The sequence below is a fragment of the Marinobacter sp. bablab_jr008 genome (genome assembly GCF_016464145.1).
GTDB lineage: Bacteria > Pseudomonadota > Gammaproteobacteria > Pseudomonadales > Oleiphilaceae > Marinobacter > Marinobacter nauticus.
This window is the reverse complement of sequence record NZ_JACDWW010000046.1, coordinates 78,570-96,481: the sequence shown is the minus strand read 5'-3', so window position 1 is coordinate 96,481 and position 17,912 is coordinate 78,570. Positions and strand designations below refer to the sequence as shown.

16 protein-coding genes are annotated in these 17,912 nt (G+C 58.8%); 11 read left to right on the top strand and 5 right to left on the bottom strand.

All coding sequences use genetic code 11. From position 1 onward, the window contains the following. Positions 1-20 precede the first annotated feature (20 nt). The 4 genes from betA (at position 21) to ahpF (ending at position 5,682) form a co-directional block, all read left to right on the top strand. A complete protein-coding gene (betA, locus tag JIF53_RS04640) occupies positions 21-1,706 on the top strand; it encodes a choline dehydrogenase (RefSeq protein ID WP_199451934.1) in 1,686 nt (561 codons plus the stop codon). A 210-nt stretch (positions 1,707-1,916) separates the two neighbouring features. Then, positions 1,917-3,134 carry a choline transporter gene (locus tag JIF53_RS04635; RefSeq protein WP_023008745.1) on the top strand — a complete coding sequence of 406 codons (1,218 nt, stop codon included), beginning with the start codon at positions 1,917-1,919 and terminating at the stop codon, positions 3,132-3,134. 196 nt (positions 3,135-3,330) lie between these two features. Further along, positions 3,331-3,894 carry an alkyl hydroperoxide reductase subunit C gene (gene ahpC / locus JIF53_RS04630; protein WP_011787240.1) on the top strand — a complete coding sequence of 188 codons (564 nt, stop codon included), beginning with the start codon at positions 3,331-3,333 and terminating at the stop codon, positions 3,892-3,894. Between the two features lie 222 nt (positions 3,895-4,116). Then, positions 4,117-5,682 (top strand): alkyl hydroperoxide reductase subunit F, encoded by a 1,566-nt coding sequence (ahpF, locus tag JIF53_RS04625; protein WP_199451933.1) that lies wholly within the window; start codon positions 4,117-4,119, stop codon positions 5,680-5,682. Between the two features lie 80 nt (positions 5,683-5,762). Here the strand turns inward: ahpF and JIF53_RS04620 are convergent, their stop codons facing one another. Next, the gene (locus JIF53_RS04620) at positions 5,763-6,434 is read right to left on the bottom strand and encodes a transglutaminase-like domain-containing protein (RefSeq protein ID WP_228285468.1); all 672 of its coding nucleotides are present in this window, start codon (positions 6,432-6,434) and stop codon (positions 5,763-5,765) included. A 187-nt stretch (positions 6,435-6,621) separates the two neighbouring features. On the opposite strand from JIF53_RS04620, the gene JIF53_RS04615 reads away from it, so the two are divergent. Further along, complete coding sequence (locus JIF53_RS04615; RefSeq protein ID WP_199451931.1) at positions 6,622-7,788, top strand: ABC transporter substrate-binding protein; 1,167 nt, start codon at positions 6,622-6,624, stop codon at positions 7,786-7,788. A gap of 40 nt (positions 7,789-7,828) precedes the next feature. Here JIF53_RS04615 and JIF53_RS04610 read toward each other — a convergent pair whose 3' ends face one another. Beyond that, complete coding sequence (locus JIF53_RS04610) at positions 7,829-8,860, bottom strand: histone deacetylase family protein (protein ID WP_023008741.1); 1,032 nt, start codon at positions 8,858-8,860, stop codon at positions 7,829-7,831. Between the two features lie 114 nt (positions 8,861-8,974). Between JIF53_RS04610 and JIF53_RS04605 the strand changes: the two genes are divergently transcribed. The 3 genes from JIF53_RS04605 (at position 8,975) to JIF53_RS04595 (ending at position 11,559) form a co-directional block, all read left to right on the top strand. After that, complete coding sequence (locus tag JIF53_RS04605) at positions 8,975-9,547, top strand: YgjV family protein (protein WP_113879346.1); 573 nt, start codon at positions 8,975-8,977, stop codon at positions 9,545-9,547. A 78-nt stretch (positions 9,548-9,625) separates the two neighbouring features. After that, entirely contained in the window at positions 9,626-9,916 is a 291-nt protein-coding gene (locus tag JIF53_RS04600) for an encapsulin-associated ferritin-like protein (protein WP_011787234.1), read from the top strand. 116 nt (positions 9,917-10,032) lie between these two features. Continuing rightward, positions 10,033-11,559: a flavin-containing monooxygenase gene (locus JIF53_RS04595; protein ID WP_199451930.1), complete on the top strand. Its 1,527-nt coding sequence runs from the start codon at positions 10,033-10,035 to the stop codon at positions 11,557-11,559. 1 nt (position 11,560) lies between these two features. Here the strand turns inward: JIF53_RS04595 and JIF53_RS04590 are convergent, their stop codons facing one another. After that, complete coding sequence (locus tag JIF53_RS04590) at positions 11,561-12,631, bottom strand: SDR family oxidoreductase (RefSeq protein WP_228285465.1); 1,071 nt, start codon at positions 12,629-12,631, stop codon at positions 11,561-11,563. Between the two features lie 79 nt (positions 12,632-12,710). Between JIF53_RS04590 and JIF53_RS04585 the strand changes: the two genes are divergently transcribed. Further along, positions 12,711-13,079 carry a MerR family transcriptional regulator gene (locus tag JIF53_RS04585; protein WP_199451928.1) on the top strand — a complete coding sequence of 123 codons (369 nt, stop codon included), beginning with the start codon at positions 12,711-12,713 and terminating at the stop codon, positions 13,077-13,079. A gap of 94 nt (positions 13,080-13,173) precedes the next feature. Next, positions 13,174-14,478 carry a hypothetical protein gene (locus JIF53_RS04580; RefSeq protein ID WP_199451927.1) on the top strand — a complete coding sequence of 435 codons (1,305 nt, stop codon included), beginning with the start codon at positions 13,174-13,176 and terminating at the stop codon, positions 14,476-14,478. On the opposite strand, the gene JIF53_RS04575 is transcribed toward JIF53_RS04580, so the two are convergent. After that, a complete protein-coding gene (locus JIF53_RS04575) occupies positions 14,453-15,292 on the bottom strand; it encodes a TlpA disulfide reductase family protein (RefSeq protein WP_199451926.1) in 840 nt (279 codons plus the stop codon). The genes JIF53_RS04580 and JIF53_RS04575 overlap by 26 nt on opposite strands. Positions 15,293-15,638: 346 nt before the next feature. Here JIF53_RS04575 and JIF53_RS04570 point away from each other — a divergent pair, with 346 nt between their 5' ends. Then, on the top strand, positions 15,639-16,970 hold the full coding sequence (locus JIF53_RS04570; protein WP_113879340.1) for a DEAD/DEAH box helicase: 1,332 nt from the start codon (positions 15,639-15,641) through the stop codon (positions 16,968-16,970). A gap of 101 nt (positions 16,971-17,071) precedes the next feature. On the opposite strand, the gene JIF53_RS04565 is transcribed toward JIF53_RS04570, so the two are convergent. After that, complete coding sequence (locus JIF53_RS04565; RefSeq protein WP_014423066.1) at positions 17,072-17,785, bottom strand: OmpW/AlkL family protein; 714 nt, start codon at positions 17,783-17,785, stop codon at positions 17,072-17,074. Positions 17,786-17,912: the final 127 nt, after the last annotated feature.

Here is a 17,912-nt window from a genome sequence, read left to right as displayed (position 1 = left end):
GGCCACAGAGGAGAACGCGTATGAAAGAAAACCAATACGACTACATCATTGTGGGTGCGGGCTCAGCCGGTTGTGTGCTGGCTAACCGTCTGACCGAGGACAGTGAAAACCGGGTGCTGCTGCTGGAAACCGGTGGCAGTGACAAGAGCATCTTCATCCAGATGCCCACCGCGCTGTCCATTCCCATGAACACCAAGAAGTACGCCTGGCAGTTCGAGACCGAGCCGGAGCCGTATCTGGACAATCGCCGCATGCATTGCCCCCGGGGCAAGGTGCTGGGTGGTTCGTCATCCATCAATGGCATGGTGTATGTCCGTGGCCATGCCCGGGATTTCGACGAGTGGCAGTCTGAAGGTGCCGACGGCTGGAACTACCGTAACGTGCTGCCCTATTTCAAGAAGGCGGAAACCTGGGCCTTCGGCGGCGATGCCTACCGGGGGAATTCCGGCCCCCTGGGTGTGAACAACGGCAATAACATGCGCAACCCGCTGTATACAGCGTTCATCCGGGCCGGCGTCGATGCCGGTTATCTGGAGACCGATGATTACAACGGTGCCCGCCAGGAAGGTTTTGGTGCCATGCACATGACCGTGAAGAACGGTCGCCGCTGGTCCACCGCCAACGCCTACCTGCGCCCGGCCATGGCGCGGCCGAATCTGACGGTGGTCACCCATGCCCTGGTGCATAAGGTCCTTCTGGAGGGCAAAACCGCCACCGGCGTGCGTTATGAGCAGGGTGGTCAGGTGCATGAGGCCAAAGCCGCCAAGGAAGTGATTCTGTCGGCCGGTTCTATTGGCTCGCCACATTTGTTGCAGCTTTCGGGTATTGGCAAGCGCGAAGTGCTGGAGCAGGCCGGTGTTGAGGTTAAGCATGAGCTGCCGGGCGTGGGTGAGAACCTGCAGGATCACCTGGAGTTCTACTTCCAGTTCCGCTGCCAGAAGCCGGTCTCCCTGAATGGCAAACTGGACTGGTGGAACAAGCTCAAGATCGGGGTGCGCTGGATTCTGCGCAAGGATGGCCTGGGGGCCACCAACCATTTTGAGTCCTGTGGTTTTATCCGCTCCAAGGCCGGCGTTGAGTGGCCGGACCTGCAATACCATTTCCTGCCGGCGGCCATGCGCTACGACGGTCGCGAAGCGTTCGATGGCGACGGTTTCCAGCTCCACATCGGTCACAACAAGCCGAAGAGCCGGGGTTTTGTGCATGTGCAATCTGCCGACCCCAAACAGGCCCCGCGCATCCGTTTCAACTACCTGGAACACGAAGCCGACCGCGAAGGCTTCCGCGACTGCGTGCGCCTGACCCGGGAGATCATCAACCAGCCGGCCATGGACGAGTACCGTGGTGCGGAAATCCAGCCCGGTGTGGATGTGCAGAGCGATGAGCAGATCGATGCCTTCGTGCGCCAGGCGGTGGAGAGCGCTTATCACCCGTCCTGTTCCTGCAAGATGGGCACTGATGCGCTGGCGGTGGTAGACCCGGAAACCCGCGTGCGCGGTATCCAGAATCTGCGGGTGGTGGATTCGTCCATCTTCCCGACCATACCCAATGGCAACCTGAACGCGCCCACCATCATGGTGGCCGAGCGGGCAGCCGACCTTATCCGGGGCAGGGAGCCCCTGCAACCTTCGGACGCGCCGGTCTTCATGGATGACCAATGGCAGGCGCGCCAACGTCCGGGACAAGCGAAACGGTCGCTGGCCTAGCGACCGCAGTCCCGGCCCGGGTACGCAAGGTGCCCGGGTAGCAAGCCCTCAGGATTTCCCTATCAGCGCGACGGCATCCCGCCGTTTTCGGGCGACTGATAGGCAAGTCCTGGGTTTGTGTCCGATTCGAAAGAAGCAGCGCTTACAAAGTAGAGGAGGAACACCCATGCTGTGCACTACAATGACAAGGAACAACCGGAGGGAGATCGCATGACACTCTGGTTATCCACAGGCCTGATCTTTACCTTCGCCGCCATCGCCCTGATTCTGTATCGGTGGTGGGACATGCAGTGCATCGGCGTTACGCCGGTTCGCACGCTGACCTTCATTGCCATCCTGTTCACCTCCGGTCTGGATGTGGGGCTGATCATGTTCCCTCTCACCGAGTTCGGTGGTTACGGCAATGTCTCTGAAAACCCGGAATACGCCTTTGCCAACCCGCTGGCCATTGAGTTCGGGTTCTGGGCCTTCCTGATCTGGGGCTTCTATTTCCTGACCTGCTTTTACTTTGCCATCATTGAGCCGCGGGTGAAGTTCTTCGAGATTCCGATGGTGAAGCTGGTCAACAACGTGGTGATTATCGGCACCTGCGCGTTCACCGCTTACCTGCTGTTGGTGAATCTGCCCTGGTATCTGCCGCAACTGGGCGATGGTGAATCGGTGGTGCCGGCGTTCTACATCATCGTGTTCCTGTCCATTGCGCTGGCGGTGTATTCCAGCTCCAAGGTCAAATACATCCGCATTCTGAGTGTTGGTTCCAGTGTGCTTTTCATTACCCTGATTGCGGGTATGTGGTTCCGGGCATTTGTTCTGGGTAAAGGCTCGCCGGCAGATTTCTTTGGCACCGCCGGCATGCTCGGTGAGTACTTTGCCAACATCCATCACTTTGTCCTGCCCATCAACGACTACCACGAGTTTTATCTGTTCTGGTGGTTTGCCTGGAGCATCATGATTGGTCAGTTCACCGCGCGTTTCGTGAGTGGTATCAAAACCTGGCAGCTGCTGATTGCCATGCTGGTCGTGCCGTCCGTTGCCATTGGCGTGTGGTTCAGCGTGCTCTATTACTATCACGCGGAGGGGCTGAAGATTGCCGCCTTCACCAACATCGCCATGATCTCGGTGGGCGTGTTGATGGTCATCAACTCCCTGGATTCCCTGATCCGGCTCTACACCGATAACCTGAACCTGACGGCGCAACGCCTGGGGCGGGTGAATTATGTGCTCTTCAACCTGGTGGCCATGGTCGGGCTGACCATGTTGTTCAAGCTGGATTTCCTGCGGATTCAGTGGGTGGGTGCGCTGGTCATTGCACTCTACTTTGGTTGCTTTGGTTATATACTGCTCAGGAAACGTTCAGAGGTGGCTGCCATCCAAACGTCACCAAAAGAAAATATTCTGGACTTCCGCAAGATTGAACTTGCAGGTTAAGGCCCCATATCAATGGCAGGTGGCTGAAGGCCCGGAAGGCTTTTGGCCGCCATGTTTAGCCGAAGTTGATGGCTGTATATAGGCTATGCCTATGCTGAGATTGGAAATAATCAATTTTCACTCAGATGGTCAAACCCGTATCTTGTGCATCGTTTCCAAACCATCAGTTAAATGAACCGACAGGAGTTATTCTGAGATGGGTATCGTTAACAGCGAAATCAAACCGTTCAACGCCACCGCATTCAAGCAGGGCGAGTTCGTAGAAATTTCTGAAGCCGACGTTAAAGGCAAGTGGGCCATCTTCTTCTTCTACCCGGCCGACTTCACCTTCGTGTGCCCGACCGAGCTGGGCGATGTGGCTGACAAGTACGAAGAGCTGCAGAAGCTGGGCGTAGAAGTGTTCTCTGTATCTACTGATACTCACTTCACCCACAAAGCATGGCACGACACTTCCGAGACCATCGGCAAGATCAACTACTACATGGTTGGCGACCAGACTGGCACCATCACCAACAACTTCGGTGTTATGCGTGAAGGCCAGGGCCTGGCAGACCGCGCCACTTTCCTGATCGATCCGGACGGTATCATCCAGGCTGTTGAAATCACTGCCGAAGGCATCGGCCGTGACGCAGACGACCTGCTGCGCAAGGTTAAAGCCGCCCAGTACGTTCGCAACCATCCTGGCGAAGTTTGCCCGGCCAAGTGGAAAGAAGGCGAAGAAACTCTGGCTCCGTCTCTGGACCTGGTTGGCAAGATCTAAGTTTCCCCGATTCGGTGAAACTTACAGAAAGGCCCGCACTGCGGGCCTTTTTTGTATCTATCAATCGTTACGACTGAATTTTATAGGTATGGCCTATCAGAAGGTTTGGGTCAATCAATTTGAGCAACGAACCGTCTGGCCGTATCTTAATCATAACTTCAGATAACGATTCATTATTGAATTCAGAAACTTAGTTTCACGACATAAAGGGGAATACCAAACATGTTGGATGCCAATATCAAAGGACAGTTGAAGGCCTATATGGAAAAGCTGCAGCAGCCGATTGAGCTGGTGGCAGCCTATGACGACAGCAAGAAGTCCGAGGAGCTCAAGCAGCTGCTGGAAGAAATCGAGCCGATGTCCGAGAAGATCAGCCTGCGGACCGAGGAATCGACTGAGGTGCGTCGTCCGTCCTTCGCCATCAATCGTGTAGGCACCGACATTGGCGTTCGCTTTGCCGGTATTCCCATGGGCCACGAATTCACTTCGCTGGTGCTGGCCCTGCTGCAGGTGGGTGGCCATCCATCCAAGGCGTCTCAGGAAGTGATCCAGCAGGTTCAGGAGCTGGAAGGTGAGTTCGAGTTTGAAACCTACTTCTCGCTGTCCTGCCAGAACTGCCCGGACGTGGTTCAGGCCCTGAACCTGATGAGCGTGCTGAACCCGAACATCAAGCACACCTCCATTGACGGTGCCCTGTTCCAGGACGAAGTTGAGCAGCGTGAAGTGATGGCGGTACCCAGTGTTTACCTGAATGGCCAGCCCTGGGGCCAGGGCCGGATGACGCTGGAAGAGATTGCGGCCAGGCTGGACACCAACTCGGCTGAAAAAGAAGCTCGTAAGATCAACCAGAAAGATGCGTTTGACGTTCTGGTGATCGGTGGTGGCCCGGCAGGCTCTGCTGCGGCTATCTATGCCGCACGAAAGGGCATTGCGACCGGTATCGCGGCTGAGCGTTTTGGTGGCCAGGTGGCCGACACCATGGGCATCGAAAACCTGATTTCTGTGCCTTACACCGAAGGCCCGAAACTGGTGGCGGCCATGGAGCAGCACGTCAACGAATACGAAGTCGACATCATGAACATGCAGCGTGCCGAGAAGCTGATTCCGGCCGAGCAGACCGGAGGCCTGCACGAGGTACGCCTGGCCAACGGCGGCTCTCTGAAAGCTCGCACGGTGATTCTGTCCACCGGCGCCCGCTGGCGTCAGATGGGTGTGCCGGGTGAGGAAGAGTACCGCAACAAGGGCGTGGCCTACTGCCCGCATTGCGACGGCCCGCTGTTCAAAGGCAAGCGCGTAGCGGTGATTGGCGGTGGTAACTCCGGCGTGGAAGCGGCCATCGACCTGGCAGGTATTGTCGGCCACGTGACGCTGATCGAGTTTGGCGAGCAGATGCGTGCCGATGAAGTGCTGCAGAAGAAACTGCGTAGCCTGAACAACGTGAAGATCATTACGTCTGGCCAGACCACGGAAGTGGTGGGTACCGATGGCAAGGTCAGCGGCCTGAACTACACCGACCGTACCACCGGTGAGTCGCATCACGTTGAACTGGAAGGCGTGTTTGTTCAGATCGGCCTGGTGCCGAACACCGAGTGGCTGAAAGGCGACATCGAACTGAGCCAGCACGGCGAGATCATCGTAAATGATCGTAACGAGACCTCGATCCCGGGTGTGTTCGCGGCAGGCGATGCCACCACCGTGCCCTACAAGCAGATCGTGATCTCTATGGGTGAAGGTTCCAAGGCTGCCCTGAGCGCCTTCGATTTCCTGATCCGTAATTCTGCTGAGTAAGTTGTTCACACAAGCCTGAATTCAGGCTGACCCCTGAAACCGGCGCCCACGGGAAGTGGGCTGCCGGTTTTTTTATGGCTTCAGGAACGGTCCGAGATGTCCTGTTCCAGGCTGCCCGTCATGGTTTGGGGCTGGCCATCCGCTTCAAACAGGTGGCCATAGGCCCGGCGAACGCCGTCAACGATGAAATCGAAGGGCACATCGTCGAACACGCCGTGATCATTGATGTATTCCATATGCGCCTGGCCGTCTTCCGTGAATTCCTGGAAGACCGAGTCGTTCACCCCATCAAATGGCAGGGGCTCTACCTTCATCAGCTCGCATAACTGTCGGTTGAAGGCCGGTGTGGCTTTCACCCAGCGACCATTGAGATACAGCTCGATAAAGCCGTGCATGCGGAAAATGTCGGAACGCAGCCACTCAATCAGCTTCGGGCTGGACAGATGGTTACGTACATCCGCCAGGCCCAGCCGGCTGGGAATGCCGATGGAGCGGGCTGCGGCACCCAGCAGCACGGCTTTGGGAATGCAGTAGGTTTCGCCCGATTCCAGCGCGTAACTGGCCGAGAGCGTGCGTGGCTCGGTTCTGAACACGTAGGGGTTGTACTGGATGCTGTCGCGCACCGCCAGATACAGCGCCTTGATCTGTGCCACCGGGTCGTCCGCTACGCCGGCCAGGTGCTGCTGAACCCAGGCCTCGACGGCGGGATGGTCGTAGTCGAAGAAGGGGGTGGCTCTCAGGTAGTTTTCCATTCCGGGCATCCAGAGTTTGCGCATGGTTGGCTGATGATCTCCCGATTAGCAAGCTACAGGCAATGACATTTTCCACCAATCCGGGTGACCAGAGGCACCGGGTTCGATCGGCTGGGGAGAGGTCGATGCGGATACCGTATTGTTCGTTATACTGACCGGCAAGATTTGCCGACGGCTAAGGAGCTGCATGGTTTTACGTGTTGTACTGATGATCAGCCTGTTTCTGGGCACCGTTAGTCGGGTGGCGGATGCGGATACGCTCCCAAACCCGAGTGCGTCGGACACGCTCCCGAATGTGGTGTTCCTGTCACCGGATACATCCCGTTTCTGGCACATGGTTGCAGGTTTCATGGAGCAGGTGGCTGCGGACCTGGAGGTTGAGTTTGACGTCCTGTTCGATGAGGGGCGGCATCGGCTCAGTTATCTGAAGCTGGTCCAGCAAGTTCTCAGTCGGGAGGAGAAACCCGATTACCTGATCATCATGTGGAAGGAGCAGGTAACCGCGCAGATCCTGGATTATGCGCGCCGGCAAAGCGTTAAGGTGTTCTCGTTTAACACTGCGGTGCCAGAGGCCGCGCGAGAGAAGGTGGGTTCTGCGCCCAGAGAAAAAATGGAGAACTGGATTGGCCATCTGGGGGTCGATAATGTCTCCGGTGGTCAACTACTGGCCAGGATGCTCGACCAGCGAGCACGGGTGCTCAACCTGGTCAGGTCTGATGAGCCGGTACCTGTTGTTGCACTGACTGGCACCCTGGATTCCTCTGCAGCTCGTGATCGCAGTCTCGGGCTGCTTGAGGCGACGGATGGGGCAGGCTCGGAACTGTTGCAGTCTGTTCGTGCCGACTGGAGCGAGCTGGAGGCGAGAGACAAAACATCGGTGCTGTTGCGGCGGTATCCGAATACGGCTGCAATCTGGAGCGCCAGCGACGGCATGGCGCTTGGCGCCATGGATGCTGCCAGGCGCGCGGGCTTACGTCCCGGCAATGACTTGGTAGTGGGTGGCATTGACTGGGAGCCGGAAGCGCTTGCGGCGATTCGCGCGGGCGATCTGTATGTCAGTCTTGGCCGGCATTTCATGGGTGGAGGGCTGGCGTTATTGCTGGTGCACGACTATCACCGGGGATACGATTTTGCAGATAGCGGACAATCGGCCTCGATGCACTACCAGTTTAAGGCTGCGACTGCCGACAACGTGGACGACATCGCCCACATGCTTGCGCCGGAAAACTGGAAAGCTGTCGATTTCCGGGCTTTCAGTCGGGTGTTCAATTCGCAGCTCCGCGAGGTGCCTGTGAGTGCCGAGCGATTAATGGACGGCTTTTCGGCGGCGTTGATGAAACAGGGTGGCAGATAGCGCGCCGGAGGAAGGGGCTCCCTCCGGTCGCCAGTATTACTCAGGATTTTCCCTCAAAGCCCTGCATGACATTGACCGCATTTACGCCAATGGCGTCCACATCGTAGCCGCCTTCCATGGTAAACACGGTGGGCAAACCCAGCTGCGCCAGGCGCTGCCCCAGGCTGAGGTAGTCTTCCGAGGCCAGCTTGAAGAACGAGATGGGGTCGTGCTCGAAGGTGTCCACGCCCAGCGCCACCACCAGGGCATCGGGCTTGAACACTTCAATGCGCTCGCAAGCGGTTTCCAGGCCCTGGCTCCAGGTGCTGTAGGGCGTTCCCGGCGGATAGACGATGTTCAGGTTGTAGCCTTCGCCGGTGCCTTCCCCCAGCTCGTCTTCAAACCCTAGGAAGTGCGGGAACACCAGATCCGGGTCGCCGTGCAGGCTGATAGTGAGGACATCGGCCCGGTCATAGAAAATGGCCTGGGTGCCATTGCCGTGATGGAAATCCACATCCAGGATAGCAACCTTGCCGTAGCCCTGGTCCCGGAACGCCTGCGCCACGATAGCTGCGTTGTTGAAGAAGCAGTAGCCGCCGAACAGGTCGGCGTGGGCGTGGTGCCCGGGTGGTCGGCACAGGGCAAAGGCAGCGCGCTCACCATCGGCCACCAGTTTCTGGGCGGTCAGGGCCACGTTGGCGGAAGCGCGGGCGGCTTCCCAGGTGCCCTCCGAGATCGAGGTTTCGGCGGCAAAGCTGTAATAGCCCAGGCGGCCATCAATGTCCTTGGGAATCCGGTGGCGCATGCCCCGGCCTGCCCACACCGCGGGAATGGCTTCGCCGGGCTTGCCCGCAGCCAGCCAGTCCTGCCAGCAGGTCTCCAGAAACGCCACGTAATCCGGTGTGTGCACGCGCTGGATCGGCGCCAGCCCGAATTCTTCCGGCTCCAGAATCTCGCCCAGGGCCTGGTCTTTCACCCTGGCCAGGATGGTCTCGGCTCTTGAGGGTTTTTCATGGGGTTCGATCAGCAGGCCGCCATCCAGTTCGGTGCGTACATGGCGCCGGCTGTGCAACGGGGAGAAGACGGTTTTCATAGGGCGCGGGTCCTTGATATCAACGTGGAAGCACTCTGGCACAGGTTTGTGCATGGCTCAAACCCGGTAAGTGTGGCAGGCTGGGGTGCAGCATCGGGAGAGGGGATTACCGCTATGACAGAACTGGTTGCCGGGCTTACGCTCAGCCAGGGGCTGGGGCAGCTGTGTGGGTTGGTGGCCCTGGGGTTCTGTATTGCCGGTTTTGCCAACAAGAACGACGACCGCCTCCTGGTACTGCTGATTTCGGCCAATGTGGCCTTCGCCCTGATGTTCGCGTTCTTTCAGAGCTGGACGGCGGCGGCCCTGACGGTACTGGTGATCCTGCGCATCGCCCTGGCGCGCCGGTACCAGGGCAACGGGTTGATCATGGCGGTCATGCTGGTGGTCAATCTGCTGGTGGCCTGGGCAACCTGGACGTCTGCTACCGATGTGTTTCCCCTCACCGCCGCCGTTCTCGGCACCGTGGGCATGTTCATGCTCCGGGGTATTCCCCTTCGTATTGTTCTGGGGCTGGCGGCGCTGGCCTGGATGCTCAATAACCTGGTGATCGGATCCGTCGGCGGTACTCTGGCTGAGGGCATGGTGCTGGTTACCAACATCATTACCATCATCCGGCTGTACCGGTTGCAGAAACAATATCCCGGGCTTGATCTGCAGGCGCCACGGTCGGGAGAAGAGCGCGGGTAAGTTTGTCGTCGTCGCTGGCTTTGGCTATGGTCTAAGGGTGCCAACGGGCACCTAGTAACCGCCAATCAGGAGTGATGCATGGCAAACGACAGTTATCATGAGCCGGTGGGTGAACTGACAGACGACACCCGTGATATGCACCGGGCCGTCAGTTCGCTGATGGAAGAGTTTGAAGCCGTTGACTGGTACAACCAGCGGGTGGATGCCTGCAAGGATCCGGAACTCAAAGCGATTCTTGAACATAATCGCGACGAGGAGAAAGAACACGCGGCCATGGTGCTTGAGTGGATTCGGCGGAAGGATCCGACCATGGACAAGTACCTTCGGGAATTCCTGTTCAAAGAGGGGCCAATCGGTCACCACGACTGACTCAAACAGCCATATCCTGAGCGCAGATTGGCCAATTCCCGGAGCTGTCGGCCTGCGCTATCGTGATTCTCTACACGTGATTACAAGAAACGGATCGGATTCCGAGAGGGCAGGATATGGCTAAACAGCATTATGATGTATTGATCATTGGCGCCGGAGTATCCGGCATCGGCATGGCCTGCCACCTGAAACGGGAATGCCCTGGCAAGCGTTTCGCCATTCTGGAGCGCCGCCAGTCCCTCGGCGGCACCTGGGACCTGTTCCGTTACCCGGGTATTCGCTCGGATTCCGATATGTTCACCTTTGGTTATAACTTCCGGCCCTGGACCGGGGGCAAGGTGCTGGCGGACGGCGCTTCGATCAAGAACTACGTGGCGGAAACCGCGAAAGAGAACGATGTCGAGCGCCACATTCGTTATGGCGTGGCCGTGAAAACTGCGGACTGGTCCAGTGCCGACAAATGCTGGACCCTGACGGCCGAGAACGAGCAGACCGGTGATCGGGAAACCTTCACCGCCAGCTTTTTGGTGGGCTGTACCGGCTACTACAATTATGATCAGGGCTACAAACCGGATTTTCCGGGCGAGGCCGACTTCAAGGGGCAGATTGTCCAGCCCCAGCACTGGCCGGAAAACCTGTATTACACGGGCAAGAAGGTGGTGGTGATCGGCAGCGGTGCCACGGCCATTACTCTGGTGCCCACCATGGCGGAGAAGGCCGCACACGTTACCATGTTGCAGCGTTCGCCCACTTATCTCATGCCGCTGCCATCTACCGATAAAGTCACCCTGGCCTTGCAGAAAGTCCTGCCGGAAAAGGCCGCCTACCGGCTGACCCGTGCCCGTAATATCTCCATCTCCCGTTTGCTGTATGAGCGCTCGCGCAAGAGCCCGAAGGCCATGCGCCGGTTGTTCCTGGGAATCATCAAGCGCCAACTCAAGGGCAAGGCCGACATGCGCCACTTCAGCCCGGACTACAACCCCTGGGACCAGCGTCTGTGTGTAGTGAAAGATGGCGACCTGTTTGAGGCCATTAAAGCCGGCACCGCCTCCATCAAGACCGATCATATCGAACGCTTCACCAAAACCGGCATTCGCCTGAAGTCCGGTGAGGAGATGGAAGCCGACATCATCATTCCGGCTACCGGCCTGGACATCCAGATGCTGGGCGGCATCACGCCCCGGGTGGATGGCCAGGAGGTGGCGCTCAAGGACAAGGTGATCTACAAGAATGTGATGGTGGAAGGCGTACCCAACGCGGGCATGATCTTTGGCTACACCAACATTTCCTGGACCCTGAAAGCCGATATTGCCAGTGAGTACCTGTGCCGGCTGATCAACCACATGGATCGTAACGGCCATCAGGTGGCCGTGGCACGAGATACCGAGAACAGTAAAGGAGACGATACCATTCTCGGTTCCCTCGACGCGGGTTACATCAAGCGGGCAGAAGACCGGTTGCCGCGTCAGGGCACCCACGGCCCGTGGAAAGCCTCCCAGAACTATCTGCAGGATGTGAAGATCCTGCGCTTCGATCCCATCGAAGACGGCTATCTTGAGTTTGATGGCCAACCCAGTCGCGCGAGCGAAGGCCGTTCATCCGGTTTCCTTCGCCCGCTGCGTTCGGCTCTGTTCGGGGCCTGAGTCAGGCCCCGATTGTTACCGCTCCTCCGCCGACACCGAGACGTTGGCAGTAGTGTCGGCAGCTTGCCTCCAGGTACTGAGCGAACGGCGGTAAATGCACGTTCTGCTGCGCCAGAAACTGCTCTGTACGGGATGTGTCGAAACGGCAGGTCTGAATAAACGCCAGGGACTCCGGGGCCACCTTCAGCAGCCCGGGCAAGCCAGGTATGGCCAGCAGAGCTTTCATCACGCCGATAGGAAGATGCCTGCGGGGACCAGGCTTGCCCAGGAGTTGCGCAGCGGCCTGTAACAGTCCCGCCAGGTTGGGCGTGTTCTGGTCCAGCGCCAACAGCGTATCGGGCACCCGATTGGCCGTGCAGGCCGCTGCAATTAGTTGCGCCAGGCTATCCACCGGAATCAATGGCAACCAGTGCTCTGGCGACCCCGGAATCATGGCCAGTCGCCCGTGGTAAAGGTTGTCGAGCAAGCTGTACAGCGGTTGGGCCGGGTCCAGGTCCCCCGTTGAACGGTGGCCCGCCACCGTCGCCGGCTGTACTTCGACCGCATCCAGCCCGTGCTTTGCCACGAATTCCCGCAAGCGGAATGCGGATTCCAGTTTGCTGGCCTCATAGCCACCGGCTTGCCGGTACACCTGGCTCCAGTCGGTCTGCTCCGGGTGACTCAGTTGAATGCCCTGGCGTGACAGGTGTGCCTCGTTGGCGAGCATGAACCCTGTGATAAACACCAGCCGGCAGTCCAGGTGGCGGGCCAGTTCCGCCACCCGAAGACTGCCGGTAACGTTGGTGTGACGGGCCTCGTGCTCGGGCAGGTTCCAGGCGAACCGGGCGGCCAGATGCACGATGCATTCGATGCCGCTCGGTAAGGTGACCAGCCCCAGGTCCGGCTTTTCCAGATCGCCTTCCAGGGCGGAAAACCGCTCCATGGCGACGCCCTGCTGTTCGAGAAAGCCGGTGAGCTGTGTCAGGCTGGACTTGGAGCGGGTCAGTGCTTTCACGTCATGCCCCTGCTGCATCAGGGTGAGGCAAAGATATTTACCAATAAAACCGGTGGCGCCGGTGATCAGGATGGTCATGGTGCGTTCCTTGTTCATTGAGTCGAACGCAGCCTAAAGTATGGAGTATGCTCGAAGGTCAACAGGGAGGGTGCTTGGCATGAGGATATCGGAACTGGAAAGGCGCACCGGGGTGACCCGGGATACCCTGCGCTACTACGAAAAACAGGGGCTGATCCGGGAGGTGGGCCGCAGCGGAAACAACTATCGGGACTACCCGGAGCAGGCCGTCGCGCGTGTGGCGATGGTGCGGCAACTCAAGAGCCTGGGTTTTTCGCTGAACGAAATCCGTGAGTTGCTGGATGCGGTTCGCTCGGACCGGATTGATTGCCTGCAGGGTGCGGCGGTGATGGCCCGCAAGAGGGCTCTGGTGGATGCCCGGATTCGCGAACTGAAGGCCGTCAGCGCGTTATTGAAACAGGAGCAGGCCCGCCTGGAGGCCAGTGCCAGGGAGCATGGGCTGGTTTGATGGCCATCCTCATAATTGCTGATGGCGCGGTAAAAGTAGCTTCCTTAACATAGGTGGTCTATTCGGGTTCCTTTGATCTGTCCGGGAAACGGTCTTGCTGCCACTTCGCTCTGCGTTAGCCTACGTTGCCTTACTCTCTGCCATTCTGGCGAGCCTGCCGGGTATGACCTATCTGGGTGCTGCCGCCGCGGGTGCGACCGTCTTGCTGGGCTGGCAGGACATGCGCAATGTGCCCCGGGTGGTGTTTGTGGTGGCCCTGGCCATGTTCGTTTTCGCCCTGGGCTATGACCCGGAGCTGATTGAGACCGCCTCCGGCAACATGACCCGGCTGGCCGGCCTGATGCTGGCGGTGATGCTGCTGTCGAATGTGTTGGCCCGTACGGAGGACCTGCAACAGATTTCCGTCAGTCTGTTTGGTGGTGAGCCGTTGGCCCGATACCTCAGCCTCGCGTTTGGCACTTCGCTGGTGTCTGTTCCCCTGAACTTTGGTTCGGTGGCGGTGGTGGGCAGCCTGGTGGGCGAGCGCATCCGTCGCAACGGCGATTCCGAGTCTACCCGCAATGCCACCCGGGCTGTTTTGCGAGGGTTTGGCGTCGCCCCCATGTTTTCGCCCCTGTCCATTTCAGTGGTGCTGACCCTGACGCTGTTGCCGCAGGTGAGTCTGCTTTCGCTGTTGTTGCTGGCGGTACCGTTTTCCGTGGTGATGGTGCTGGCGGGGCTGCACTGGCGAGAACCGGAACCGTTGCAAAGCACAGAGCGGAGCGTTAACCGTGCTGGCGCGGGTAGCTGGTTGCGTTTTGGTGGGCTGATTCTGGCAATCTGCGTGGGTGTACTCTGGCTCAGCCACCGGTTCGGGTTGAGTTATGCCCATGCGGTGGCCTTGAGCTGTCTGGCAGCGGTGCTCTTGTACCGGATTCTGGGTTGGTTAAAGCGGGAAAATCCGCCCCTGGCCAGCATGGCCAATGTCAGCAATGAGCTGGCCATTGTTGGTGGCTCGGCGTTTATCGGGGCGGTGCTCAGTGGTGTGGTACTGGGCCAGATCAGCGGTCAGCCGGAATTACCGGTGTGGCTCTGGGCGCTGCTGGCGGCCGGTGTACCCTGGGTGTTTTTTGCTGCCGGACTGGCGGGTATGAACCCGATTATTATTGCTACCCTCATTGGCGGTATTCTGGGTTCGCTGTGGCCGGGCGCAGCTCAGCTCGGCCTGGCCATCGCCATGGTTACTGGCTGGGGTATTACCGCCTTCGGCACGCCCTTTGCGGCCAATGCGTTAATTATGGAACGGCTGACCGGATACCGGACAAGGGATGCCTCGTTTCGCTGGAGCCTGGCATTGTCGCTGTCGGGTCTTTGCGCCGCCAGTCTTCTGGGCTTCAGTCTGACTCTGTGGCTGGCCTGAGGTAAGCCGGGTTGAAGCGCTCGATGCTTCGGGCCAGGCTGGCGCGGGACAGTTCGCCCATATGGGTATCCACGAGTTGGCCCTCGGCGTTGTAGAACAGGGTGGTGGGCAAGCCGTGGCTGCCGACTACCCGGCCAAACCGGTTCTGTCTGTCGCTCAGTACGTGGCTCAGGTTCAGATTCTGTGCCATCAGGAACTTGCGGATGGTTGCCGGATGTTCGCCCTGATTGGCGAACACAAAGTTCACGTTCGGGTAGCGTTGCTGGGCGTCTTCCAGCACAGGCATCTCGCGGATACATGGCGGGCACCAGGTGGCCCAGAGATTGACCACCGTGGGCTTGTCACCGGCCAGGCTGGCCAGGTCTACCGGGCGTTCGTTCAGATCGGTCAGCGCCACTTCCGGCAGGCCCCGGGTTTGCTGGTTGATCAGCGCAATAATGCCAGACATACCGCCCCAGATGATGAGGCCAGCCGCGACCGCCGAGCCCAGCGCCCGGCGTATGGCCGCCCGTTTCCACATCAGGTAACCGGTGAAGGCAAACGCAGCAAACAGGCCGGTCACCAGGTCGAACCCGCCGTCGCGGATGTCGATCATGCCCAGCCAGTCGCCCTGGTACTCGCTGAAGTAGCGCACCACAAAACCGATGCGGGCACTGACCATGGCCACTAGAAAGATATCGGCCAGGGTACCGGCCACCGGCGTTTTCTCTTTCCGGCCGATCAGGCCGCCAACCACCAGGGCAACCACGAAGGCCAGAACGAGAAGCAGGTGTCCGATGGACAGGCTGAGGGGGCCGATGCCTACGCTGAGCATGGAATCTCCGGAAATCGGTGAGTTTTTAGTAGCATACGGCGGCTAATGACCGCCGGGCCCTGTCAGAGTTCCATTTATCACCCTGAAAATGAAGGCCGGCCAATAAAACCACCTATAGCTATTTGCCGGGTGCTCTGTTACCGTGCCTGCATCCTGCCTCTAGGGATTCCGCAGTTTCCGGCTTAAAGCCGCCTTGCGAACCATTTCATACGACCTGTCAGAGGACGTCACCCCGAACCCGGCGAGTGACCGTAGTCGTCTTTTATTCCATGACTTTCATGGCATCTGCCCGCATTCGCCGACGACGGTGTTCGTGGAGGCAGAATCAATCAAGAGTACATCGTATATGAGTTTTTCTTCTCTCGGTTTGTCCGAGCAGCTGGTCCGTGCCACCGCCGATCAGGGTTATGAAACCCCGTCTCCCATCCAGCAGCAGGCGATTCCTGCGGTGCTGTCTGGCAAAGATGTAATGGCCGCGGCCCAGACCGGCACCGGTAAAACCGCTGGTTTTACCCTGCCTTTGTTGCAGCGCCTGGCGGAAAATCCCCGCACTGGCAAAGGCCCCCGCGCCCTGATTCTCACACCCACCCGTGAGCTGGCCGCCCAGGTACACGATAGCGTGAACCTTTACAGCAAATACGTACCCACCAAGGCCGCTGTGGTTTTTGGTGGTGTAAAGATCAACCCGCAGATGATGAAGCTGCGCAAGGGCCTGGACGTACTGGTGGCCACACCGGGCCGTTTGATGGACCTGTACCAGCAGAACGCGGTGCGCTTCAACGAAGTGGAAATCCTGGTGCTGGACGAAGCCGACCGCATGCTCGACATGGGCTTTATCCGCGATATTCGCAAGATCCTGGCGTTGCTGCCGGCCAAGCGCCAGAACCTGCTGTTCTCCGCCACCTTCTCCAACGAAATCCGTACCCTGGCCCAGGGCCTGCTGGATAACCCGGTGCAGGTGGAAGTGGCGGCCCGTAACACCACCGCCGAGAAAGTGAAGCAGTCCGTCTACCCGGTTGACCAGAGCCAGAAGACAGCCTTGCTGAGCAAGCTGGTGCGTGACAACGACTGGGATCAGGTACTGGTTTTCACCCGTACCAAGCACGGCGCCAACCGCCTGACCCAGAAGCTGGAGAAAGACGGTATCACGGCTGCCGCCATTCACGGCAATAAGTCCCAGGGTGCCCGTACCCGTGCCCTGGCGGATTTCAAAGCCGGTGAAGTGCGCGTACTGGTCGCCACCGACATTGCTGCCCGTGGCCTGGATATCAAACAGCTGCCGCAAGTGGTGAACTTTGAACTGCCGAACGTGCCGGAAGATTACGTGCACCGCATTGGTCGTACCGGCCGTGCCGGTGAAAGTGGCCATGCCCTGTCACTGGTCAGTGCTGACGAAGGCAAGCTGCTGGCGGGTATCGAGAAGCTGATCAAGAAGCAGCTTCCGCGCAAGGAAGTGGAAGGCTTCGAGCCGAAAAACAACCTGCCGCTGAAGCCCAAGGCCAAAGCAGACCCGAGCAAGGCGCGGAATCGTCGCCCTCAGGGTGGCAATGGTAAGAGCTTTGGCCCGAAGCCGACTGGTCGTAGCGGCGGTCGTGGCCGTGGTGGTCAGGGCGAAGGACAGGGCCGTGGCCAGGGGCAGGGTAGAAGTGGTCGCCCGGCTCAACGCCAGAGCGCCTGAAAACCGTTTCTCCTGACATAAAAAAGGCGGGGCCGAAGCCCCGCGCAGGAGAACGCACCATCCGGTAGCCGACAGACCGTGGGAGCTACCGGGAGTGCGGATCAGAACTTGTAGGTGAAACCTACCATGTAGACCATGGGGTCGATTTCGACTTCGAATTCATCGGTTTCTGCCAGTTTGGTTCCGTTGGCATCAAACACATCGACTCTGGCGTCGGTGTTGATGTCGGCCCACCAGATCGCGGCGTTCAGACCGAAGTTCTCGCTCAGCATGTAATCCATGCCTACTTCAACGGCGACGCCAACGCTGTCGTCCAGTTCCAGTTCGCTGGATGCCACACCCAACGCGTTATCCAGATTGCTGCTGGTTTTCTCTTCGAAGAACACGGTGTAGTTCACACCCACGCCTGCGTACGGCTGGAAAGCGGAAGAGCTCGCCATCGGGAAATACTGCAGCGTGAGGGTAGGTGGCAGATGCTTGGTCTCACCAAGCTTGAGGTCGCCGGGCAGGTCGCCGCCACCGTTAATGTTGTGTTTGAACGGGGTTGCACCCAGTACGCCCAGGCCCAGGTGATTGGTCACCATGTATGTTGCACGCAGGCCCAGCTGGGTGTTGGTGTCAACGCTGACCTTGGAATCCACGCCAGCTCCCAGCAGCGGTGCGCCGCCTACGGTGATGGAATCACTGGAGTCATCCGGCGCGACATGAACCGCACCCGCACGCAGAACAAAATCACCCGCTTCAAAAGCCTGAGCTGCAGGAGCCACTGCCATTACGGCCGCAGCCAGAACACTGAGTTTAAAACCACGAGACATAGCCATCTCCTTATCCATGAAAGATCGATGGCTTAAATGTAATGACATCCGGACAGGCAATCTTGATTTAGCGCAAGAAATGGCGGAAGGCAGCGCGACTGGCCAATAAGTCTTGATTCAACTCAAG